We start from the raw sequence: 18,883 nt of genomic DNA, 5'->3' as shown, positions 1-18,883 counted from the left end.
GGGTTCGTTCACTGGGAATGTCACAAGGGTCCCGTTCCTCCATAATGTCAGCAAGTTCGAGGACTGCGCTCATGACATCATGTTTGGTTCCAATCAGTGACTCAAAGGCAACTTCGATTTTTGGGACGACTTCTCCAGGCAACGTCACCTCATGAAGGTGATCCTTCATGTAGGTGGCATTCGTCATCATCTGCATGGCGCAATGACGGGCGGCATTCAGGAAGGCTGACAGTTCAAGTTTCATGAGTCAGTTGAGGTTTCCCACGACGAACTTGCCAGGATCGAGCAGGCGCTCTCCATCCCACCGGTAAGAAACCATGGGGCCTTCTCTTGCCGCACTGAAATCAAGGCAGGCGAGGTTGTGACGCAACGGTGCTTTCTCACGGCTGGCTGGCATCCAGTAATGGCCGAAGAACACGGGTGGTTCGTGAACACCGTAGTCAGGCACCCGTCGCAGTTCATCCTCGTCCGCATCACCAGGCGCATCGAAGGGTTCGGGCATGGCCAGATCACTGATCCGGCCCGTTTCTGGGATGTCCCACCAGCGAACCCGCACGGCTTTACGAGCCACGCCGTCTTTATCGTGGTAGTGACAGCCCTCGGGCATCTTCATCTCAGGTCCCTTCAACACATGGTCCACGGCGCGATGAATCGACGTTCCGCGTTCAGCGCTGGCATGCAGGAAGCTGTCATTAGCGATGCTTTCGCCCTCTAGTCGTTTGATGCGCTTGGCATCCCAGCAGGCGTGAACCGCCCTCAACTCTCCCAGATCCAGAAACATCGGGAGCCGCCGCATCCATTCCAGCCACTCGCTCCACTCATCCTCTCGTCCGGCGAACTGTTTCAAAGTGACTTTCAAACCGCTGTCACGATCCAGGCGACGCGGACGAAGCCAGCCACCCCTGCCATTGGGAGTGTGCCAGCAGACGGCATTGTATTCATGATTGCCCATGATGGCCAAGGCATCTCCGCTCTCGACCATGCTGCGCACAGTAACAAGCACCTCGCGAACTTTGGGACCACGGTCGATGTAGTCGCCCAGAAAGATCACTTTTCGCCCCCCGGGATGGCGGAAGCCCTCTCCCAGAGGTTCGTAGCCGAGTTTGGCCAGCAGGTCGGTGAGTTTGGCGTGCTGTCCGTGAATGTCGCCGATCAGGTCGTAGGGTTGTGTTTTCATGACACACCCATGGTAATGTCAGGTGTTGTATTGTTTACCGTGCAAAATGCAGTATCCATGACTGTTTAATCATGTTTGAAAATCTCTTCTCACGCAGCGGGCTGTCGTTGGACCGGCTCCACAGCTTTCTTGCCTTTGCCGATGCCCGCTCCATTGCCAAGGCTGCTCCGGGCGACGTGAACAGGCAGAGCCAGATCAGCCGGCAGATCAGTGAGTTGGAAACTTTCTTTGGCGCTGAACTGACCCTGCGTCGTGGCAAAACACTGGCCCTTACCTCCGCAGGGGAACGCCTGGCAAACCTCATTCGTCAGCAGTTGCAGGATCTGGACGACTTCCGCAATGAGCAGACCGAGGTGAAAAAGACGTTCACAGTTGGCGCTGGAGCAAGCATCATCGACTGGCTGGTGTTGCCGGCGTTGAAGGGCATACGAGATGCGCTTGATCAGTCCACGGTTCGTCTTGATACACTCCGCAGTCGATCGCTGGTTGAGGCGGTGGGAGAGGGCAGGGTGGACTTTGCCATCGTGCGCGAAGACGCCTTGTTCAGAGAGGCTAAACGTATCTCAGTGTGTCAGATCACCTTCCACCTCTGTGTGCCCAAGTGCCTGCTAAAGCGAGGCGTTCCTCCCCATGCAGTTGATGACCCGAAGGTGTGGAAGGCGCTGCCGTTCACAGCCGGCAAAGATGGAGGACAGCTCGATCTCACGATCCGTCAGGCGATGGCCGATGCCGGGGTGGACTTTCGCCCGCTCATTGAGTGCAACTCCATGTTGCAGGCCCGTCAGCTTATCGAGCAAGGCACATGCGCCGGAGTGCTGCCTTCGGTGGGTATTCATGGCCTTGATTCCAACCAGGTCATCATCCGCGCCTTTGCGCCCTTGAAAAAGTATGGACGCCATCTGGTGCTGCATTGGAACGAACGTCAGATGCGCCGGAGAGGGGTGGAACCGGATGTGATTGGGCAGATCGCTGCTGCGCTGCACAAGTGATGTCCCACATCATGGCTTGGCCGTCATCTTCGCCAACTCATCCTCTACGCGTTTCTTCAACTCCGGTGGTCCCAGCACCTTTGCCTTGCTGCCCCAGCTCAAGACCCAGCGGGTGATTTCTTCGAGTCCTGATAGGTCCGCCTGGAACTCGATCACACTGCCGTCCGCCTTGAGCTTCCGTATGGCCTGGGTCGGATGCCACTGGCGTTCGGTCACGATTCTTGCCGCATAGCCTTCAAATCTTATGTGCACTTCGTGTTTGCTTCTCTGCTCGCCCGAATAGCTCCAGACACCGAAGCCACCGCCCAGATGATCGCGGGCATTGAACCCGGCTTGGCGCGTGAATTTTGCTTTGTGGATCTCGAGGTTTGAAATGCGCTGCAACGCAAAGGTGCGCATGGCATCTCGACCGGGATCAAAGGCGATCAGATACCAGCCGTGTTCGATCTGACCAATGTGATGCGGACGAACCGAGCGACGTTCGGGCTTGGAGGCTGAGAGCTTGTGATAGTCAAAGCTCACCTCCCGCGTCCCTCGAATGGCATCCAGCAAATCGCCGAACAATGTCACGTCCGCAGGCAGCACTCCCGAAGCCTTCACCGAAAAGGCATCATCGAGTTCGTGCCATTCAATGGAGACCTCGCCTGGACAAGCTCCGGCGATCTTGCTGAAACTGTCCGCCAGCATTCGCTCCAGCCGGGTGCCTCGCAGAGGTTCCAGAGCATGACGTGCCAAAAACAGCGCCACAAGGTGAGCCCGCGACAAATGCAGCATGGGGAACTCGTTGACCTCCTGAGTGTAATAGTAGCCGCGCTTGATCGGATGGTATTCCAGCGGCAGTTCGAGCTGGTCGCGCATGAAGCTGATGTCCCGCTGGATGGTCTTCGGTGTCACCTCGATTTCTTTCGCCAGCGTCGAACAGTTCGGATGACGACCTGCACGGATGATCTTGTGGATCTCCAGCACACGCCACATGGCCGGACGGCTGACGCCTGACCGTAGAGATGGGGAAGGGGACGCTTTGGACACTCAAAGGGGATTTAATCCATAAACTTTGACTGTCACCCTGCGAATGTCCGACCCCCTGTGGATAATTCACGGTGATCATGAATCCACACCTCACCGAAATTGCCTACATCCTCGACCGCTCCGGCTCCATGCAACCCATGCAGGAACCCGCCGTCGCCGCCTTCAATGACTTCGTCAAATCCCAGCTCGACGTCCCCGGCGACGCCCGCCTGACGCTCGTGCAGTTTGATGACGCCTACGAAGTTCCTGTCTCCGCCCGTCCGATCCAGGACGTGCCACAGCTCACTGCCGCCACTTACACGCCACGTGGCAGCACCGCCCTGCTCGATGCCATCGGCCGCACCATCAAGGAGACCGATCGTCGCCTCAGCGGTCTTCCTGACGCCGAGAAACCCGGCAAGGTCATCCTCGCGATCTTCACTGATGGCGAAGAGAATGCATCTCGGGAATACAGCATCAAGCATATCAGCGACCTCATCCGCCTCTACCGCGATGAAAAGGGCTGGGAGTTTCTCTTTCTTGCCGCCAATCAGGACGCCATCGCCACCGCCGGCCACATGCGCATCAGCGCCAGTTTCAGCGGCAATGTCAGCTTCAATGAAAAGGGCGTGAAGTCCACCGGCAGCGCCATGGCCCGCAAGGTCCGCGCGATGCGCCTGAAGAGCATCGGCGCCATGGACGCTCAGGCTACGGTGGATGAAGCCATGTCCATGGATGACATCATCAGGGAGGAGGAGCAGAAGCCATGAACCGTCGTCGCCCCTGGCATCATCGTCTGCTCCGCTTTGCCACGCGGCATGCACCAATCAGGGCAGCCATGAGGCCAGCTCCGTTGGTCATCATGTCCGTCTTCAATCTCTTTGGATGTGTCGTGGCACTGTTGACTGGCTTTCTGGCGATTGCACTCGTGCTCGTGGCATCCGGCCTCGGAGGTTTCATCTGCCAGATTCGCCAGCAATCAGGCCATTCCATTTAATTTCCGATGCGGTTTTGCTCCCATTCGGATTCTTCTTCATCGCCCACGAAGAAGCGAATGCATTCCACTTTCGTGCCCGGTGTCCCCGAGGATTGAAAACTCAAGCGGCTAGCCTTTTGCATCGCCACAACAGTGCTTCCTCAGAGGGTTGGAAGGCTGGCTCGCTGGGCTTGAGCACACGTTCATTCTTCAACTCCAAAAGCTCTTTTTCACCGGGAGAACGCCGCGCTACGAGTGTTGCTGAGACCTGCCAGTGCCCATCTGGCGACGGTGCGATGAGGAAGCGGTCCATGGCCCAGTGATGGTTTTTGCATAGAGCGATGCCGTTGCTCGGATGGTCGTTGTGCCCCAATTCAAAAGGAATGAGATGTGCGGCATCAACAAAGGTGAGATCCTTAATCTGCGGTAGTTTGATGCGGAGGCCACAGGCAGCACATTGGCAATCGTAAATCTCGAGGATTTTGCGGCGGAATCCGGCAGAGCGCCCCGGGTGCGCGTAAGTGTCATCGGCGTCCGGTTCAGGCGCGCCCGGCGTTTCTTGAACAGAACCCTCCAGGAAGAGTCGGCTCACTGCTTCGCGGGCATGGGGGAAGTAGCGTGCGACGAGCGCTTCACGCAGGCACAACCGGTCTGCAGGAGTGATGAGCCAGTTGGCGACGGGCGCAACGATCTTGGCAAAGACGATATTGGCATTGGCCTGACCCACGGTCGGTGTGGCCTCCAATGGTGCAGCGCCTTTGGTGTCCTGTTGAAACGGGGTCCACCACTTTTCCTGACGCAAATACAAAAAGGGATTCTCCGGAGTGCACTGATCATTCGATCCACGAACAAGTTCGAAATAAACAGAGAATCGGCTCCGCAGTTCCTGACCCCACGAAACATGGTCCGGAGTAACCTTGCCCTGTGCAATCAGATCCATCACTGCCAGAAGCAGGATCGGTTTATGCGGACGCTCATGTCTCCCACTCGCTGAACCCACGACGCTTACGTGGAGGTGATACAGCGCCTCAACGGCTTCGTTGATGTCATTCCTTGGTGCTCGCCGCATGTGGCATAGTTGATGCAGCAGAACATAAGGCAAGCCGAAGCCGGTTGAGAGGGGCGGATGAAATGTGACGTCTCCCACGAGATTGCGTCCTTGTGATAAGTCTTCATTCGGTACGAAGACACGCCAGGAACTGCCCGTAACGGTTAGACCCTGCCAAGTAGGTGAAGTGGTCGACTAAATGGGTGAGTTGATCTAAGCGTGAGGAAGGTGAGAGGTCATCGAGTCTCTTCAGCTTGTGACGAGTGCTTCGATTCGTGGAGAAGACTGCGTGGCGATCTCGTTTCGACAATTTGCGAGGGCATCGTCAAGAATGGGAATTCTGATGACGCTCTCGCCAGTCCGAAGATCCGTGTTGGTTGGTTCAAGGGTTCATTGGACGACATTCAGATCGGTGCACAAAGCCGCGACTGGCGGCAACAAAAGCGGTCCTGATGGGCTGCACTTCATCGGACCGATGATGTTCGCGCTCACCGTGAAAACACCTGCGCGGCGCGTTGGATGAGCGGGTCAGCGGGGAGGATCGAGATGGCGTTGCGGATGACCTGACGGGCTTCGGGCAGGCGGCCGGTTTGTGCCAATGCTGTTGCTTTGGCGCAGTAGGCGCCGGGCAGGCAGGGATCGAGATCGAGCGCCTGTGAGGCGGAGGTCTCTGCTTCGTCGAACCGGTGCAGTTCGATGAGTGCGTTGGCGCGGTTCACCCAGGCCTTGGCATATGCGGCGTTGAGGGAGATGGCACGATCGGCGCTCTTCAGAGCCTCGTCAGGGCGCTTCATGCGCCGCATGAGGATGGCGCGGTTGTTCCAGGTGACGGCCGCGTCCGGTTGTGCGGCAAGGATGGCATCGATCAGGTCGCGGGCTTCGTCGGAGGGAAAGAGTTCGACGATCAGCACGGAGGCGTTGTCGAGCTCGCCCATGCGGTTGGTGTGGAAGGCGAGCCGCAGCGCCCGTTCGGTCCACTTCATGGCTTCGTCGCGATCGCCGAGGCCGAAGGCCGCCTGCGCGAGGGCGGAGGCGGGGATCGGATCATCCGGAGCAAGCTGCTGCGCTTTCAAAGCACTGCGGAAGGCGGCGTCGAAGTTCCTCCTCTCCATGTGGATGCAGCTTTGAATCTGATGCGCCTTCCAGTTCCCGGGATTCAGCTTCAGCGCCCGCTCGATCTCGGCACCTGCCTTGAGGGGCTGACCGAGATTCAGCCAGGTCTGCGCGGCGTTCACTTTGGCATCGGCCTGCAGCGGCGAGTCGGGAGCCGGCGCCTGCGGTGGCGCGGTGCCGAGCAGGGTGGGAAACAGCTTTTCCAAACGGCCGGCGATTTCCTGGAAGCTCGCGGGCCTTGCCTTGGGATCGGTGGCAAGGCATTGGCGCAGCAGCGCCGCGAGAGGTTCGGGCATGTGCTCGGCGGTGCAGAAATCGGCAGGGCGCGGCGTGTCGGGGAAACAACCGATGGCGGAGCAGAGCAGGGTGACGCCGAAGGCATACACGTCCGCCGCCGTGCTACGGCCGGAACGGCGTGCGAGCATCTCCGGCGCCATGAATCCGTCCGTGCCCGCGATCACATCATCCGCATTGCCACCGGTGACCGAGAGGCCGAAGTCGCTCACCTTCGCGGTGCCGTCGGCGGTGATCAAAACATTCGCGGGTTTCAGATCCGCATGCACGAGCTGCGCTTCCTTCGCCGCATGCGCCAGTCCGCGCGCCATGTCGAGTCCGTGGCGCAGCGTGGTGCGCCAGTCGGTGAGACCGTGGATGATTTCCGCCGCGAGCGTCCGTCCTCCGGTGATGTGTTCCATCACCAGAAAGGGGATGCGGTTGTACGTCTCCACGCCGTAGGCGAGCACGAGATTCGGATGCGGACTGAGCGCGACGGAGTTCATCGCCTCCGCGACAAACAGCTCGCACAGTTCCGGATTGGTCACGTGCTGGGGCAGGGGACTCTTCAAGGCGGCGAGCGAATCTCCGCGCCGATAGATCTCCGGACCGAGACTGCGGCAGAGATAAACGAGACCGAAGCCGCCATGGAGAATCTTGAGCACTTCGTAGCGCCCGCCGATGCGCTCGCCGGGCTGGAAGGGCACGGTATCGAGAAAGTCGCACTCACGGTCGATTTGCTGATGCAGCTCCGGCTCGCTCAGCGGTCCGCTGTCGATCCCCAGCAGGTCGGCGAGTCCGCCGGCTTCGAGCGCGTGTCCTTTTTGCAGACGGTCGAGCACCGAGCCGCCCGAGCTGAGGACCGACTTCGCTTCACCGGCATCGATCAATCCGCGCCTCAGCGCCGACAGCAGATCACGCAGGCGGCGCGAGTTGGGATCCGGCGGAGGGGAGGACATGGCGGGAGTTTCAGGCAGGCCTGCTGAGTGTGGCAAACAGATCACGGATCTCCGCGTCCACCTCCGTGCTGTCCGCCGCGTATTGGGCGATCTCCTCGCGCAACAGTCTCTGGTAGGCGCGGCGTGCGGTGACGAGGCGGTTGGCCACTTCCTTTTCCGTGAGTCCAAACTCGCCCGCCATGTCGCGCTGCGAAGGCGCGGGCACGCCGTCGAGGATGGGCAGCAGCATGAAGCGTTTAAAGATCTCGAAGTGCGTCTGCTTGCCGGTGCTCCGGCATTCCTGCTCCAGCGTGTCCACCACGCGCGCGAGCAGCGTCCGCGCCCATGACTGCGTGAAGGCGTCCTCCGGTGTGTGACGGTCCACGCCCAGGATGGCGCTGTTGCCGCCTTCGGCCATCACCTCGTCCGCTGCGACGAATCCGCCCGCAGGCCTGCGTTGCTGCGCCTGGTCATGCCGGTGCGCGTTGGCGGCGTAATGCTGCAGCGCGGAGAGCATCAGCCCGCGGAAGCGGCCGCGTTCCGTGTCCGCCTTTTCAAACAGATGATGCTGCATCGAGTAGAGGAAGAAATTCTGCACCATGTCCTCCGCCTTCTCGTGGCCGAAGCCGCGGCGTGTCAGGAAGGCCATCACCGGCCTGCGGTAGAGCTGGTAGAGCGTGCCCAAAACTTCGCGCTTCTCCGTTTCATCGCCCGCTTTGAGGCGGTCCAGTTGTGACCATCGTGTTGGTGGAAACATCTCGCCCTCGGTGCTCATGCGCGCACGCTACCGGGCAAAGTGAAAACGGCAAGCCTGCCGGGTGGCCAAGGAGCGGGACCTTCCAGGTCCCGTCATTCCACGGGAGGGCAACGCTCCTGCGTTGCCGACTTCGGCAGACACGGCGGTCTGCCCTCCCATCCACGGTAGGGACGCACCAACGAGCGAAGGCAGCGGATGGTTTGTCCGCTGCCTTCGGTTTTCCTGTTCGTTCCTTGGACAGGGCATCACGGAGGGGGAACGGGGTTGAACTTCAGGTGATAGCCTGCGTTGGCCGAGCCCGACTCCTTGTATTCCTTGATCGCCTGTTCCGGCGTGCGGGTGCTGCCGGATTCGCGGGGCGGATCCGCCTCGCGGATGCGCTCGACGAGTTTCTTCGCCGCGTCGAGCTTGTCATTCGAGTCCGCCGCGGAGAGCGGTGCCTGCACGGCGGCGAGGAGCAGCAGCATGAGATGGAGGGATGTTTTCATGACGAGTGTGGGTTCTTGGTTCTTGGTTCTTCGTTTTTGAGTTGGCCGAAAAATACGAAAGAGGCTCAAAAAGGATCGGATCAGGAGCCGGACGCCTTTTCGTGTGTTCCGTGTGTTCCGTAGGCCGCTGTTTCTGGTGCTTCGTTCAGACGGGGCGGGTGGTGGAGGTGCGGATGGGCTTGCCTGGCAGCTTCACGCAGCCGTCGTCCGTTCCGGTGACCGCAAACTGGTCCCAGGGATCCGCGGTGGGCGGCAGCGGCAGGCAGGGACGGATCGGTTTGGGGAACTTTGGAAATTCCGGCGGGCAGGTGGGCAGACGGTCCAGCGTGTCGGCATGGGCGCCGGCAAAGGCGGCGGTGAGGAGGCAGAGATGAAGAAAGGTCGTTTTCATAAGGGTGGGGTGGGTTGAAGGATGGAGATGAGGGTTTTTGGAGGTGGGTGGTTAACCGCGGACGGCGGCCACGGCGGTGGGAGTGCGCACGGAGTGCGGGCGTTCCGTGAGCACCTGTTTCACGCGGTCGGTGAAGGACTGGTCGGCCCGCGCCTGGGTGAAGGACGCGCAGGTGATGAGGAGCAGGAGGGACAGGGTGAGTTTCGTTTTCATGGGATGCGGATGTGTTTGTTGTTTGTTTGAATCGATCGGCAGGTTTGCCTCTCTGCTGATGGATTACCGGTCCGCGTCCCAACTCTGCGTGAGCTCTGAAAATATTTTTCACCCGCTCCCCAACGGGGTCTTCACGTGGGCGGAAGAGAGCTGACAAACTCGCACACGACACGAGTTCGATTCTCGTAGGGGCCGCTCAAAGGCGGGAGGGCAAGGTTGCCTGGCTGCGCCATCCCTGCGGGCAGCCTGCGGCGGGCTATCTTCGCTTCGGTTCCGCCTTGCCGAAGTGGGCAACGCAGGAGCGCGGGAGCCGATGAAAAAAATGGGGCGCGCCGTGTCCATTCTCCGTAGCAAGACTGCGAAGGATGAAGCGCGTTCCTACCCGCATCTTCCAAGCAGCGGGCAAGAGTGCCCGCGCCCCTTTCCAGAAGTGCGTCCCTACCATGGAAGACAACGCGGGAGTGTTGCCCTTCGGCTTCATGGGAGCCTCACGGCTTTTTCATTTCACGCACATGCTTGAAGGCGGCCTCCTGCATGAACTTGCTGGCGGCGGGAGTGCTGGTGTGACCGGTGAGGACGTCGGTGTGGATGGCCTTGGGAAGGGTGAGGGCGTTGTAGGCGGCATAGACGCTGGTGGGCGGGCAGGTGGTGTCGATGAAGCCGACGGTGACGACGGCGCCGCGGCATTGGGCGCGGGTGGCGAAATTGACGTTGTCAAAATAGCGCGAGGCCTGAAGCGCGGCGGGGTCCGCCTTTCCTTCGGCATCGAGCGGGACGAGCTTCGGCCAGCCGGCGATGCGGTTGGCCTGACTGCCGGTGTGATCACAGCCTGCAGGGACTCCGGCGCAGAAGAAGGTGACGCGTTCGTCGAGTCCGCCGGCGGCGAAGGCCTGGAAGCCGCCCTGGCTGGCACCATAGACGATGAGCGTTTTGCCATCCCACTCGGGCTGCGCGGTGAGGAAGTCGAGGGCGCGGAGCAGGCGCAGGAACATGCCTTTGAAATAGACCGTCTCGCGATCCTTGTTGCCCGCCGTGCGGTAGTCCTTCAGTTCACCGGCGGCAAGGGCATCGTAGAACTCCTTGGGTTTTCCATTGGGCAGGCCGTGGGCGTTGATGTCGAGCGAGAGCATGCCGCCTTCGTTGGCCGCCCATGAAACGCTGCCGAGATTGGAACTGCGCACGCCGGCGCCGTGTACGTGAAGGATGGCGGGAAGAGATTTGGGTTTCGCGCCTTTGAAGCGGCCGAAGTAACCGCTCACCGGTTTGCCGACGCAGTCGATCTGCACATCAAAGGCTTCGACCGCTTTGGAAGGACTCGTCACGGGAGTGAGGGTGGATTTCATCGGCACCTTCGCGAGTTCGGCCTTCTGCGCATTCCAGAAAGCGTCGAAGTCCTCCGGCACGGGCATGCTGGGCTTGAGTTCGAGCGGATCGTAACCTGCGGCGGCCATGGCGGAGGCCTTGCCGCTCGTCACGCGCAGTTGCAGAAAGCCGGGCTCATCGAGCTTGCCGACGAGCGTGGCCTTGCCGTCCTTCACGTTCAAGGTCTGCGGCGGCTGCGGCTGCACGCCGTCTTTGGAGAGCACGCAGACGACCTTGCCTTCGGCGAGCGGTTTGCCGTCCTGCATGGCCTCGATGGTGAAGGTGGCCGTGTCACCGACATGATACAAAGCGTCGGCGTGATCGGTGACCGCCTTGAGTGTGAGAGAGGGAGCCGGTGTCTGGGCCTGCAGGCTGAGAGCGGCGAGGAGAAAGAGGGCGGAGAGCGGTTTCATCATCATGCAGGGATGCTTGGGCAGGGCTCCGTGCGAATCAATCTTCAACTCGCTGTGGTGACATCGTTCTTGATCGGCATGTCATGTGCTTCATGCTGGCGGTCTCATGCCCGGAAAACGCGGATGTTTGAAAAAACTGCTGCTGCTGGCCCTCCTCGGCCTGCTGGTGGTGTGGTGTGCCGGTGAGTTCTTCTTCAATCTGAACAGCAACCTGGTGGCCGTCAGCGTGCGGGATTCCAAAAACCCGCTGCAGATCCGCACCAAACGCGGCGACTGGAAACCCGCCGTGGCGCTGACGGTGGGGGATCTCGAGGCGGCGCTGATCGAGCGCCATCGTGAGACGGGGATGGTGTGGTCCACGCTCAGGGTGCGCCGGGAGGGCGGTGCGCTCGCCGACATGGCGCAGCGCGTCTTCGGCGCGGAGGTGCAGGTGGTGACGCTGTCACCCGAGCGCTTTGATTTCATGACGACCTACCGGCCGAAGTTTGAGCTCACGACCTCGAGCGAGCGGATGTCCGAGGAGAACCTGTGGTTCTGCATCACCGGAAACTTCCGCGATCCGAAAGGGCGGCCGATGGGCTGGGTGTATCACGAGGGCCGGCAGGTGAATGTGCCGTTCGGCGAATGGAGCGGCTGCTTCTTCGTGAAGGACGGCCGCCCGTGGTTCGGGCCGAAGTCGCTGCTGAACGAGGTGCCCGGCCTGATCCAGGAGGGCTGCCAGGTCTATCCCTCGGTGATGAAGAACCACACCACCTTTTCCTATGTGGACCTCAAGCCGGACGAGTTCTTCGACGGATCGAAGATCAGCTACCGCGCGCTGGGCGGCATGCGCAAGGACGGCATGATCGTCTTTGTCCTCTCCGGAGACGGCGGAGTGATGAACGTGAGCGAGGTGACCGAGATCGCGCGCAAGCTCGACGTGCAGCACGCCACGCTGCTGGACGGCGGACGCGCGCTGCAGTATTCCATCCGCACCGACGACGGCCCGTGGCATTTCCACGCCTTCAACAACCAGCTTCCGTTCACCCACCGGTGGCTCGAACGCCAGCGCTCACCTGTTTACATCGGTGTGCGGCGCAAGGCGCCGGTGATCCTCAGCGGCGACGGGGGCTGATCATCCGCCGAAGACGAACGCGGGCACGCCCTGCGCGCCGGGACGACAGACGAAGAGACGGCCGGCCTCGGCTTCATCGAGTCCGGGTTTCTTCCCGGTGGTGATGTAGAGATCGCGCAGATCCGGTCCGCCGAAGGCGCAGGCGGTGGTTTCGATGCAGGGAAAGTCGATCTGCATCTCGACCTTCTGCGTTTTGGGATCGAAGCACACGACCTTCGCGCCGTGGCAGAAGGCCACCCAGAGACGGTCCTCGCTGTCGATGGTCATGCCGTCAGGCACGGAGGCATCCGCGCTGGTGTCCCACACGACGCGCTCGTTGCTGATGACGCCGTGGTCGTTGTCGAAGTCAAAGGCGCGCAGCTTTTTGCTGGGGGTGTCGATGTAATACATCGTGCGCGTGTCGCGGCTCCAGATGATGCCGTTGGAGTTCGTGACGGGGGCGAACTTTTTCTTCACGAGAAGATCGGTGTTCAGGCAGTAGAGCGCGGCCTCGGCCTGTTTCTTCAAGTTGATGGTGCCGGCCCAGAGACGTCCGGCGGGATCGCATTTGCCGTCGTTGAAACGATTGTCCGGCAGATCCGGTTCGGGATCGGCGATCGGCGTGCTGACGCCGGTGGCCTCATCGAGAAAATAGAAGCCGTGGTCGCCCGCCCACACCAGTCCGCCGCTCGCACGCGGCACCACGGTGCCGACGCGCTGCCCGACATCCCAGATCTTTTCTTCTCCGCTGGTGGGCGTGAAAGCGATGATCTTGTGCGCTTCGATGTCGACATAGAGCAGGCGGTCGCCGTGCCAGATCGGGCCTTCGCCCCATTCGGAAACATGATGGGAAATGGGTTCGGGTTTCATGGTGTCAGGGTTGGGAGGTGATGACAGGACGCTTCGGCATCGTGATGAAGGCCTCGGCGAGATAGTGCGGAATGAGAGGTCGGGCGGCGAGTTCGGCAAGCTCGTCGGCGCTCAACGTTTGCACCGCCTTCGCCAGCTTTGCCGCATCTGGTCTGGCGGCAATGACTTGAGAAAGCGCCAGCGGCGGCTTCGGGTCAAAGGTCAGCCAGGTGTCGCCGTTCGCGGTGCGCTCGCGTGCCACATCGGCGGAAACGATTTCAAGATCGGGCAGCAGGCGGCCCTCCTGCACGCGGGCGAGGTAGAAGCTCTGGCGGCGTGCATCACCGACGATCGAGTAACTGGCCGGCGCCTCGACATCGGGCGCGGTGAGCGAAGACCAGCCGATGCACCCAACCTTTCGCGACAGCGCGATGCCCTGCGCCGCAGCGATGGCGATGCGCACTCCGGTGTAGGAGCCGGGGCCGTTGCCGATGACGATGCCAGTGAGCTCATCGCCCGCAGCCGCGAGTGCTTCACGCAGCGGCGCAAAGACCTGCGCGTTGTGCGAGCGCTCGGACTGAAACGAAGACCGGAACAGCACGTCGTCCCCACGCACGACGGCGATGCTGCCGTGGGCGGTGGAGAGATCGAGGGCGAGAAGAGTCTGTGTCATTGAGCGGGCGGCCCTTCCGTGACACGGCGCGAGCCATCCGGCAAGGCTTCGATGTGATACCAGCGGGTGTTTGGCGGCATCAGATCAGGAAACATGTCGGCCCACTCGACGACGATGACGCCGGGTTCGGTGAGGAACTCGTCCCAGCCGATGCCGATGACCTCGGCGGCGTTTTCCATGCGGTAGAAATCGAAATGGAAGACCGGCAAACGGCCGTCGAGGTATTCGTGAACCAGCGTGAAGGTGGGACTCGTCACATCGGACGTCGATTCCATGCCTGCGACGATCCCGCGCGTGATCTGCGTCTTGCCCGCACCGAGATTGCCAACCAGCGCGATGACATCGCCCGCCACAAGTGTCGGTGCGAGCTGCATGCCCCAGACGTGGGCGTCATCGGCGGTGCGAAGCGTGATCATGCGTCAGAACTGAGCGCGAAATGATCCCACCCGGTGCTTTCGAAATCCGGCGGGCGACCTTCGCCGGGAGGCACGAGTTTGCCAATGACGGTGAGCGGGAGTTTGGGGAAGGCTTCATTCCACTTCCGCATCAAGGAAGGCAATGTTCGTGGATTCACGGCGAGCAGGAGTTCGTAGTCTTCGCCATCGCCCCAGGCCTGATCGAAGGTGCAACCGGGATTGCAGGGCAGGGAAGCCACGTTCACTTGAAAGTGCGTGCCGCTGGCGAGCGCGAGACGTGGCAGGTCCTTGGCGAGACCGTCGCTGATGTCCATGATGGCGTGCGGGTGGGCATTTTCGGAGAGCCAGCGGCCTTCTTCGAGACGCGGTTCAAACTTGAGATGCTTGCCTCTGATCGAGCCGCCAAGATGACCGGTGACAAGGAGCACGTCGCCCGCTTTGCCCTCGCTGCGTGAGAGCCAGCGTTTCGACGGCACGGTGCCGGTCATGGAGACGGAGAGCATGAGCACCAGTCCGCGCGAGGTTTCTCCGCCGACGAGATTGATGCCATACTTCTTCGCGATGGCCTTCATGCCGCGATAGATCTCGCTCAGGAACTCGACCTCCATGTTTGGTGGAGCCACGAGGGTGATCATGGCATGCCGCGGTGTGCCGCCCATGGCGGCGAAGTCGCTGACGACACGTGCGATGGCCTTGCGCCCGATGAGCTTCGGCGGCGTGTCGAGCGTGAAGTGCACGTCCTGCACGAGCGCATCGGTCTTGAGCAGCGTGTGCTCGTTTTTCGTGCTGCGGACGACGGCGCAGTCATCACCCGCGCCCGCGATGACATCACGGTCGAGTTTCACGCCGCGCATGAGTCTGCGAATGAGCTTGTCTTCTCCGATGTCGGCGAGAGTGGGCATGGTTGGAATGACGAAATCAGAATGATGAATGACGAATCAATGTCGAAGCCGGAATGACGAACCCCGTGACGCGGGATTGATCATTTGGATTCTGATTTCGAACATTCGGGCTTCATTCGTCATTCGAAATTCTGATTTCGTCATTTCTTCACCACCACATTCTGCCCGTCACAGTGAAGCAGGCGGTTCTTCAGTCCGCGCATGGCCTGTTTGGGGATGTAGACCTCCACATCGCCGATTTGATGGCGGTGCTCGGTCGGGGCCTGCAGGCCGCTGATCCACAGAATCTGCCACCATTCCTGCCCGGCGAGGTCGCCCTGGCTGCAGCGCACATAGTCGAGATGCAAAACCTCGCCCGGATGACCGAAGTGCTCGATGTTGTGCTTCGACTCCAGATAGTCCGCGAAGGCCTGCGAATAGATCAGGCCGCTGCGGAGTTTATGGAGGACGAGTGCCATGGTGTTTTAAAGCGACAAAGCGCGGGACGGGCTGGCCGTTCCGCGCTTTGTGATAGACGAGAACCGTCTGAAGCGGGATCAGCCGAGGGCGGCAGTGTAATTCGCGGCCACGGCGGTCCAGTTCACGGTGTTCCACCAGGCGGCGATGTAATCGGGGCGCTTGTTCTGATACTTGAGATAGTAGGCGTGCTCCCAGACGTCGCAGCCGAGGATCGGCGTGCCGGAACCGTCCATGAGCGGGTTGTCCTGGTTCGGAGTGGAGGTGACAGCCAGTTTGCCGTCCTTCACCACGAGCCAGGCCCAGCCGGAGCCGAAGCGGGTCGCACCTGCCTTGGCGAAGGTTTCTTTGAAGGCGTCGAAGCTGCCGAAGGCGGCGTTGATGGCGTCACCGAGCGCGCCGGAAGGAGCGCCGCCGGCGTTCGGGCCCATGATGTTCCAGAACAGGGTGTGGTTGAAGTGACCGCCGCCGTTGTTGCGCACCGCACCGCGGATGGCTTCCGGCACGCTGCCGATGTTTTTGCAGAGGTCTTCAATGGACTTGCCTTCGAGTTCCGCGTTGCCGGCGAGGGCGTTGTTCAAATTGGTCACGTAGGCGTTGTGGTGCCTGCCGTGGTGGATCTCCATCGTCTGCTGGTCGATGTGGGGCTCGAGGGCATTCGTGGGATAAGGCAGAGGGGGGAGGGTGTGGGCCATGGTGTTTGGGATGGGGTTGAAGTTACCGGGTAGGTAGAGCGGATACGAGCGCGGGCAAGAAGAAGGTTGCGCAGGGAATCACGAAATAGCCCGGTGCGCATGGACGTTCCTTTGCGCACCCAATCTCATGAAACGTGCTTTTCTTCTCCGCCTCGGTTTCGGCCTGATTTTGATGACTCTGCTGCCCTCGTGCGGCTTCGCATTCCGCTCCGCGTGGAAGAACGCGCCGGTCACCTCAGGAGTGGATGGCAAATGGAAGGGAACCTGGCTCAGTGATGAGACCGGACATCATGGCAACCTCAGGTGTGTTGTCGGCGATTTTGATTCCTACCTTCCGGTTCAGGGGGCGGTGAAAGGCGCCAAGCCCATGCAGTTTTTCTACCACGCCACCTGGAAGTCGATTCTCAGCGGCAGCTACAAGGCGAGTCATAACGTGCAAAAACAAAAGGACGGCACCTTTGTCTTCAAAGGAGAACACAAGATGCCCGATTGGGCCGGCGGACTCTACCATTACGAGGGCACGATCAAGGGCGATGAGTTCAAGGCGAACTATCGCTGCTCCATGGACCACGGCACGTATACGATGAAACGCGTGCGCTGAGAAACCTTCAGGCTCGACGCGGGGTTTGTTTCGCGTCACGCTCGTGACATCGCCTCATGAAGTGGTTCTCCAGTTTCCGCGCCAAGCTCATCTTCACCGTTTTTCCGGTGGTGGCGGGGATCACGATTGCGACGCTGGTGCTGGCGGAGTGGAAGTTCACGGAGTCCTACCGAAAGCTGTTTGAGGAGCAGTTTGAAGCTCAGATCGGCGCGTTCACGGTGGCCAAGGAGAAACGCACCAAGGCCTATTCGGCCATTTTGAAAAAGTTTGCCGAGCAACCCGATGTCCTGGAGGCCGTCGCCAAGCAGGACTTTGCCGCCGCCGGCCAGATCCTGCGGCCGCTGCTCGAAGATCTGGCAGACGAGCGCCAACAGAGCCAACTGTCGGTAGGTGCAACGCGTATGGGAAACAGTGCGTTGCGCATGCAACCGGGGATTGGGCAACGCGCGCTCATTAAAGACGGCAAGGACAAAGACAAGGACCGTCCTGATGCGGCACGTCCTGGAATACGCCTGCCGCCTTCACAGATGCCCTACATCTCCGTCATCGACCCTAAGGGGAACTTTCTGAGCGCTCCCAAAAAAGGGCCGGGCGGACGCGACATCCTGCTGTCGCCGTCGAAGGCAAATTCCGTCAGCGCCGAGTTCCGACGCAAGTCAGGTCAGTTGCAGTGGCTCGGAGACCGCAAGCTCGAGGACATTCTCAAGGAGCAGGAGATTGGTTATCTGCGGGTGGACTTCGGCGAGGAGAGCCGCAATGAGCAGGTGCGTGAGGTTTTCATCACGCCGTTGCGTGATCCGAAGTCCGGCAAATTCCTCGGCGCCTTTCTCTTCGGCCTGCCGCTGCAGGTGCTCGCCGAGCGTGCGCTCTACGAGCAGACGAAGCACTCCGATCTGGGCGAAATCATGAGCGGCATCTGGGTGGAGGAGGCGCTGGTCAGCACGACCATTCCCGAGGAGGAGCGCGACATCGTGGCCGCCCACATCGCCGAATCCATCCATCACTCGCACAAGACCCAGCGCGGCATGACGGTGATGATCCATGGCGAGCGTCATCAGATCTACTACCGCGTGTTGAATCCTGGGTCTCCCTTTCCGCTCGCGGCGCAGGTGAACCTGTACCCGCTGGCGGCGATGGATCGTGAGCTGGCCGAGTTGCGTCGTGATGTGGGTGGTCTTGGCCTCGTGGCGCTGCTGATCGCACTGGTGGCGGTCTTGTACATCTCGCACGGGCTGTCCGGGCCCATCAGCGAGATCGTGAGCGGCACGCATCAGATCGAGCAGGGCAACTTCGACGTGCGTGTCCCTGTCCATCGTCAGGATGAACTGGGCAGGCTGGCCGCCTCCTTCAATGAGATGGCCAACGGTCTCGCTTTGCAGGAGAAGTACCGCAGCGTGCTGAACGCCGTGGCCGACAGGACGGTGGCGCAGCAATTGATCGAGCAGAGCAGCAGCCTCGGCGGAGAGATCCGTCATGTGACGATGCTGTTCTGCGACATCCGCGGATTCACCGCGATCACTGAGAACATGGAGCCGGCGGAGGTCATCGATCTTCTGAACGAACACATGACCGCGCTCACCGACGTGGCCTACCAGCACGGTGGCATCGTGGATAAATTCGTGGGAGATTTGATCATGGTGCTCTTTGGCGCACCGGTGAGCACCGGCGAGGACGCGGCGCGCGCGGTGCAGTGTGCGCTGAGCATGCTCCGGGTCCGGCGCGAACTGAATCAGGTGAGCAAGCATTCGATGGAGGTGGGCATCGGTCTCGCCACGGGTTCGGTGGTGGCCGGATGCATGGGCTCAGATCAGCGTCTGAGCTACACCGTGCTCGGCCACCGTGTGAACCTCGCCTCACGTCTGTGCAGCGTTGCACAAGCGGGTGAGATCGTGATGGACGAGGAGACCTATAATGACGCGAAGTCGTTTGTTCAGGCGCAGCCGATGCCGCCGATGCAGCTCAAGGGCATTTCCGAGGCGGTGTATCCCTGGCGTGTGCTGTCCGCCTGATGTGAGATGCATTTGCACCGCCGCAGCCGCTGAGCCACGTATG

General features: G+C 60.8%; 21 protein-coding genes. 5 read left to right on the top strand and 16 right to left on the bottom strand.

Annotation, left to right across the window (positions count from 1 at the left end; translation table 11 throughout):
- Both KDL09_RS06060 and KDL09_RS06055 read right to left on the bottom strand, forming a co-directional pair.
- On the bottom strand, positions 1–244 hold a 244-nt coding region (locus KDL09_RS06060), incomplete at its 3' end, for a hypothetical protein (RefSeq protein ID WP_294382727.1).
- Positions 245–247: 3 nt separating this feature from the next.
- A complete protein-coding gene (locus KDL09_RS06055; RefSeq protein ID WP_294382725.1) occupies positions 248–1,177 on the bottom strand; it encodes a metallophosphoesterase in 930 nt (309 codons plus the stop codon).
- Between the two features lie 71 nt (positions 1,178–1,248).
- Here KDL09_RS06055 and KDL09_RS06050 point away from each other — a divergent pair, with 71 nt between their 5' ends.
- Positions 1,249–2,166 carry a LysR family transcriptional regulator gene (locus tag KDL09_RS06050; RefSeq protein ID WP_294382723.1) on the top strand — a complete coding sequence of 306 codons (918 nt, stop codon included), beginning with the start codon at positions 1,249–1,251 and terminating at the stop codon, positions 2,164–2,166.
- Positions 2,167–2,175: 9 nt separating this feature from the next.
- Here KDL09_RS06050 and KDL09_RS06045 read toward each other — a convergent pair whose 3' ends face one another.
- Entirely contained in the window at positions 2,176–3,141 is a 966-nt protein-coding gene (locus KDL09_RS06045) for a WYL domain-containing protein (protein ID WP_294382721.1), read from the bottom strand.
- Positions 3,142–3,272: 131 nt separating this feature from the next.
- On the opposite strand from KDL09_RS06045, the gene KDL09_RS06040 reads away from it, so the two are divergent.
- Positions 3,273–3,944 (top strand): vWA domain-containing protein, encoded by a 672-nt coding sequence (locus tag KDL09_RS06040; protein WP_294382719.1) that lies wholly within the window; start codon positions 3,273–3,275, stop codon positions 3,942–3,944.
- 327 nt (positions 3,945–4,271) lie between these two features.
- On the opposite strand, the gene KDL09_RS06035 is transcribed toward KDL09_RS06040, so the two are convergent.
- The 7 genes from KDL09_RS06035 to KDL09_RS06005 form a co-directional block, all read right to left on the bottom strand.
- Complete coding sequence (locus KDL09_RS06035) at positions 4,272–5,297, bottom strand: HNH endonuclease (protein WP_294382716.1); 1,026 nt, start codon at positions 5,295–5,297, stop codon at positions 4,272–4,274.
- 389 nt (positions 5,298–5,686) lie between these two features.
- A complete protein-coding gene (locus KDL09_RS06030; protein ID WP_294382714.1) occupies positions 5,687–7,543 on the bottom strand; it encodes a serine/threonine-protein kinase in 1,857 nt (618 codons plus the stop codon).
- Between the two features lie 10 nt (positions 7,544–7,553).
- Complete coding sequence (locus tag KDL09_RS06025) at positions 7,554–8,297, bottom strand: hypothetical protein (RefSeq protein ID WP_294382711.1); 744 nt, start codon at positions 8,295–8,297, stop codon at positions 7,554–7,556.
- 227 nt (positions 8,298–8,524) lie between these two features.
- Positions 8,525–8,767, bottom strand: coding sequence for a hypothetical protein (locus KDL09_RS06020; RefSeq protein WP_294382709.1), 243 nt, complete (start codon positions 8,765–8,767; stop codon positions 8,525–8,527).
- A gap of 145 nt (positions 8,768–8,912) precedes the next feature.
- Positions 8,913–9,158: a hypothetical protein gene (locus KDL09_RS06015; protein WP_294382708.1), complete on the bottom strand. Its 246-nt coding sequence runs from the start codon at positions 9,156–9,158 to the stop codon at positions 8,913–8,915.
- A 51-nt stretch (positions 9,159–9,209) separates the two neighbouring features.
- Positions 9,210–9,371, bottom strand: coding sequence for a hypothetical protein (locus KDL09_RS06010; RefSeq protein WP_294382706.1), 162 nt, complete (start codon positions 9,369–9,371; stop codon positions 9,210–9,212).
- 488 nt (positions 9,372–9,859) lie between these two features.
- The gene (locus tag KDL09_RS06005; RefSeq protein ID WP_294382704.1) at positions 9,860–11,152 is read right to left on the bottom strand and encodes an acetylxylan esterase; all 1,293 of its coding nucleotides are present in this window, start codon (positions 11,150–11,152) and stop codon (positions 9,860–9,862) included.
- A gap of 100 nt (positions 11,153–11,252) precedes the next feature.
- On the opposite strand from KDL09_RS06005, the gene KDL09_RS06000 reads away from it, so the two are divergent.
- Positions 11,253–12,260, top strand: a complete 1,008-nt coding sequence (locus tag KDL09_RS06000; protein WP_294382702.1) for a phosphodiester glycosidase family protein — start codon at positions 11,253–11,255, stop codon at positions 12,258–12,260.
- Here KDL09_RS06000 and KDL09_RS05995 read toward each other — a convergent pair whose 3' ends face one another.
- The 6 genes from KDL09_RS05995 to KDL09_RS05970 all read right to left on the bottom strand — a co-directional run bounded on the left by KDL09_RS05995 (position 12,261) and on the right by KDL09_RS05970 (position 16,230).
- On the bottom strand, positions 12,261–13,109 hold the full coding sequence (locus KDL09_RS05995) for an SMP-30/gluconolactonase/LRE family protein (RefSeq protein WP_294382700.1): 849 nt from the start codon (positions 13,107–13,109) through the stop codon (positions 12,261–12,263).
- A 4-nt stretch (positions 13,110–13,113) separates the two neighbouring features.
- Entirely contained in the window at positions 13,114–13,761 is a 648-nt protein-coding gene (gene tsaB, locus KDL09_RS05990; protein ID WP_294382697.1) for a tRNA (adenosine(37)-N6)-threonylcarbamoyltransferase complex dimerization subunit type 1 TsaB, read from the bottom strand.
- Positions 13,758–14,177: a tRNA (adenosine(37)-N6)-threonylcarbamoyltransferase complex ATPase subunit type 1 TsaE gene (gene tsaE / locus KDL09_RS05985; RefSeq protein ID WP_294382695.1), complete on the bottom strand. Its 420-nt coding sequence runs from the start codon at positions 14,175–14,177 to the stop codon at positions 13,758–13,760. Before tsaE ends, tsaB begins: the two co-directional genes overlap by 4 nt.
- Complete coding sequence (locus KDL09_RS05980) at positions 14,174–15,079, bottom strand: thiamine-phosphate kinase (RefSeq protein WP_294382694.1); 906 nt, start codon at positions 15,077–15,079, stop codon at positions 14,174–14,176. The genes tsaE and KDL09_RS05980 overlap by 4 nt, the downstream gene beginning before the upstream one ends.
- A 140-nt stretch (positions 15,080–15,219) precedes the next feature.
- Positions 15,220–15,537 carry a hypothetical protein gene (locus KDL09_RS05975; RefSeq protein WP_294382692.1) on the bottom strand — a complete coding sequence of 106 codons (318 nt, stop codon included), beginning with the start codon at positions 15,535–15,537 and terminating at the stop codon, positions 15,220–15,222.
- A 78-nt stretch (positions 15,538–15,615) separates the two neighbouring features.
- Positions 15,616–16,230: a superoxide dismutase gene (locus KDL09_RS05970; protein ID WP_294382690.1), complete on the bottom strand. Its 615-nt coding sequence runs from the start codon at positions 16,228–16,230 to the stop codon at positions 15,616–15,618.
- 127 nt (positions 16,231–16,357) lie between these two features.
- On the opposite strand from KDL09_RS05970, the gene KDL09_RS05965 reads away from it, so the two are divergent.
- On the top strand, positions 16,358–16,831 hold the full coding sequence (locus KDL09_RS05965) for a hypothetical protein (RefSeq protein ID WP_294382689.1): 474 nt from the start codon (positions 16,358–16,360) through the stop codon (positions 16,829–16,831).
- A 56-nt stretch (positions 16,832–16,887) separates the two neighbouring features.
- Positions 16,888–18,840, top strand: a complete 1,953-nt coding sequence (locus KDL09_RS05960) for an adenylate/guanylate cyclase domain-containing protein (RefSeq protein ID WP_294382685.1) — start codon at positions 16,888–16,890, stop codon at positions 18,838–18,840.
- Positions 18,841–18,883 lie beyond the last annotated feature (43 nt).

It is taken from the genome of Prosthecobacter sp. (assembly GCF_020439865.1).
GTDB lineage: Bacteria > Verrucomicrobiota > Verrucomicrobiia > Verrucomicrobiales > Verrucomicrobiaceae > Prosthecobacter.
The sequence above is the reverse complement of the archived record's forward strand: the minus strand, read 5'-3'. Positions and strand labels throughout refer to the sequence as shown.

Bases quoted from the DNA above. Each gene is read 5' to 3' on its own strand.
- KDL09_RS06055 (WP_294382725.1), bottom strand. From the start codon at position 1,177: ATGAAAACACAACCCTACGACCTGATCGGCGACATTCACGGACAGCAC.
- KDL09_RS06050 (WP_294382723.1), top strand. From the start codon at position 1,249: ATGTTTGAAAATCTCTTCTCACGCAGCGGGCTGTCGTTGGACCGGCTC.
- KDL09_RS06045 (WP_294382721.1), bottom strand. From the start codon at position 3,141: ATGTGGCGTGTGCTGGAGATCCACAAGATCATCCGTGCAGGTCGTCAT.
- KDL09_RS06040 (WP_294382719.1), top strand. From the start codon at position 3,273: ATGAATCCACACCTCACCGAAATTGCCTACATCCTCGACCGCTCCGGC.
- KDL09_RS06030 (WP_294382714.1), bottom strand. From the start codon at position 7,543: ATGTCCTCCCCTCCGCCGGATCCCAACTCGCGCCGCCTGCGTGATCTG.
- KDL09_RS06025 (WP_294382711.1), bottom strand. From the start codon at position 8,297: ATGAGCACCGAGGGCGAGATGTTTCCACCAACACGATGGTCACAACTG.
- KDL09_RS06020 (WP_294382709.1), bottom strand. From the start codon at position 8,767: ATGAAAACATCCCTCCATCTCATGCTGCTGCTCCTCGCCGCCGTGCAG.
- KDL09_RS06015 (WP_294382708.1), bottom strand. From the start codon at position 9,158: ATGAAAACGACCTTTCTTCATCTCTGCCTCCTCACCGCCGCCTTTGCC.
- KDL09_RS06010 (WP_294382706.1), bottom strand. From the start codon at position 9,371: ATGAAAACGAAACTCACCCTGTCCCTCCTGCTCCTCATCACCTGCGCG.
- KDL09_RS06005 (WP_294382704.1), bottom strand. From the start codon at position 11,152: ATGATGATGAAACCGCTCTCCGCCCTCTTTCTCCTCGCCGCTCTCAGC.
- KDL09_RS06000 (WP_294382702.1), top strand. From the start codon at position 11,253: ATGCCCGGAAAACGCGGATGTTTGAAAAAACTGCTGCTGCTGGCCCTC.
- KDL09_RS05995 (WP_294382700.1), bottom strand. From the start codon at position 13,109: ATGAAACCCGAACCCATTTCCCATCATGTTTCCGAATGGGGCGAAGGC.
- tsaB (WP_294382697.1), bottom strand. From the start codon at position 13,761: ATGACACAGACTCTTCTCGCCCTCGATCTCTCCACCGCCCACGGCAGC.
- tsaE (WP_294382695.1), bottom strand. From the start codon at position 14,177: ATGATCACGCTTCGCACCGCCGATGACGCCCACGTCTGGGGCATGCAG.
- KDL09_RS05980 (WP_294382694.1), bottom strand. From the start codon at position 15,079: ATGCCCACTCTCGCCGACATCGGAGAAGACAAGCTCATTCGCAGACTC.
- KDL09_RS05975 (WP_294382692.1), bottom strand. From the start codon at position 15,537: ATGGCACTCGTCCTCCATAAACTCCGCAGCGGCCTGATCTATTCGCAG.
- KDL09_RS05970 (WP_294382690.1), bottom strand. From the start codon at position 16,230: ATGGCCCACACCCTCCCCCCTCTGCCTTATCCCACGAATGCCCTCGAG.
- KDL09_RS05965 (WP_294382689.1), top strand. From the start codon at position 16,358: ATGAAACGTGCTTTTCTTCTCCGCCTCGGTTTCGGCCTGATTTTGATG.
- KDL09_RS05960 (WP_294382685.1), top strand. From the start codon at position 16,888: ATGAAGTGGTTCTCCAGTTTCCGCGCCAAGCTCATCTTCACCGTTTTT.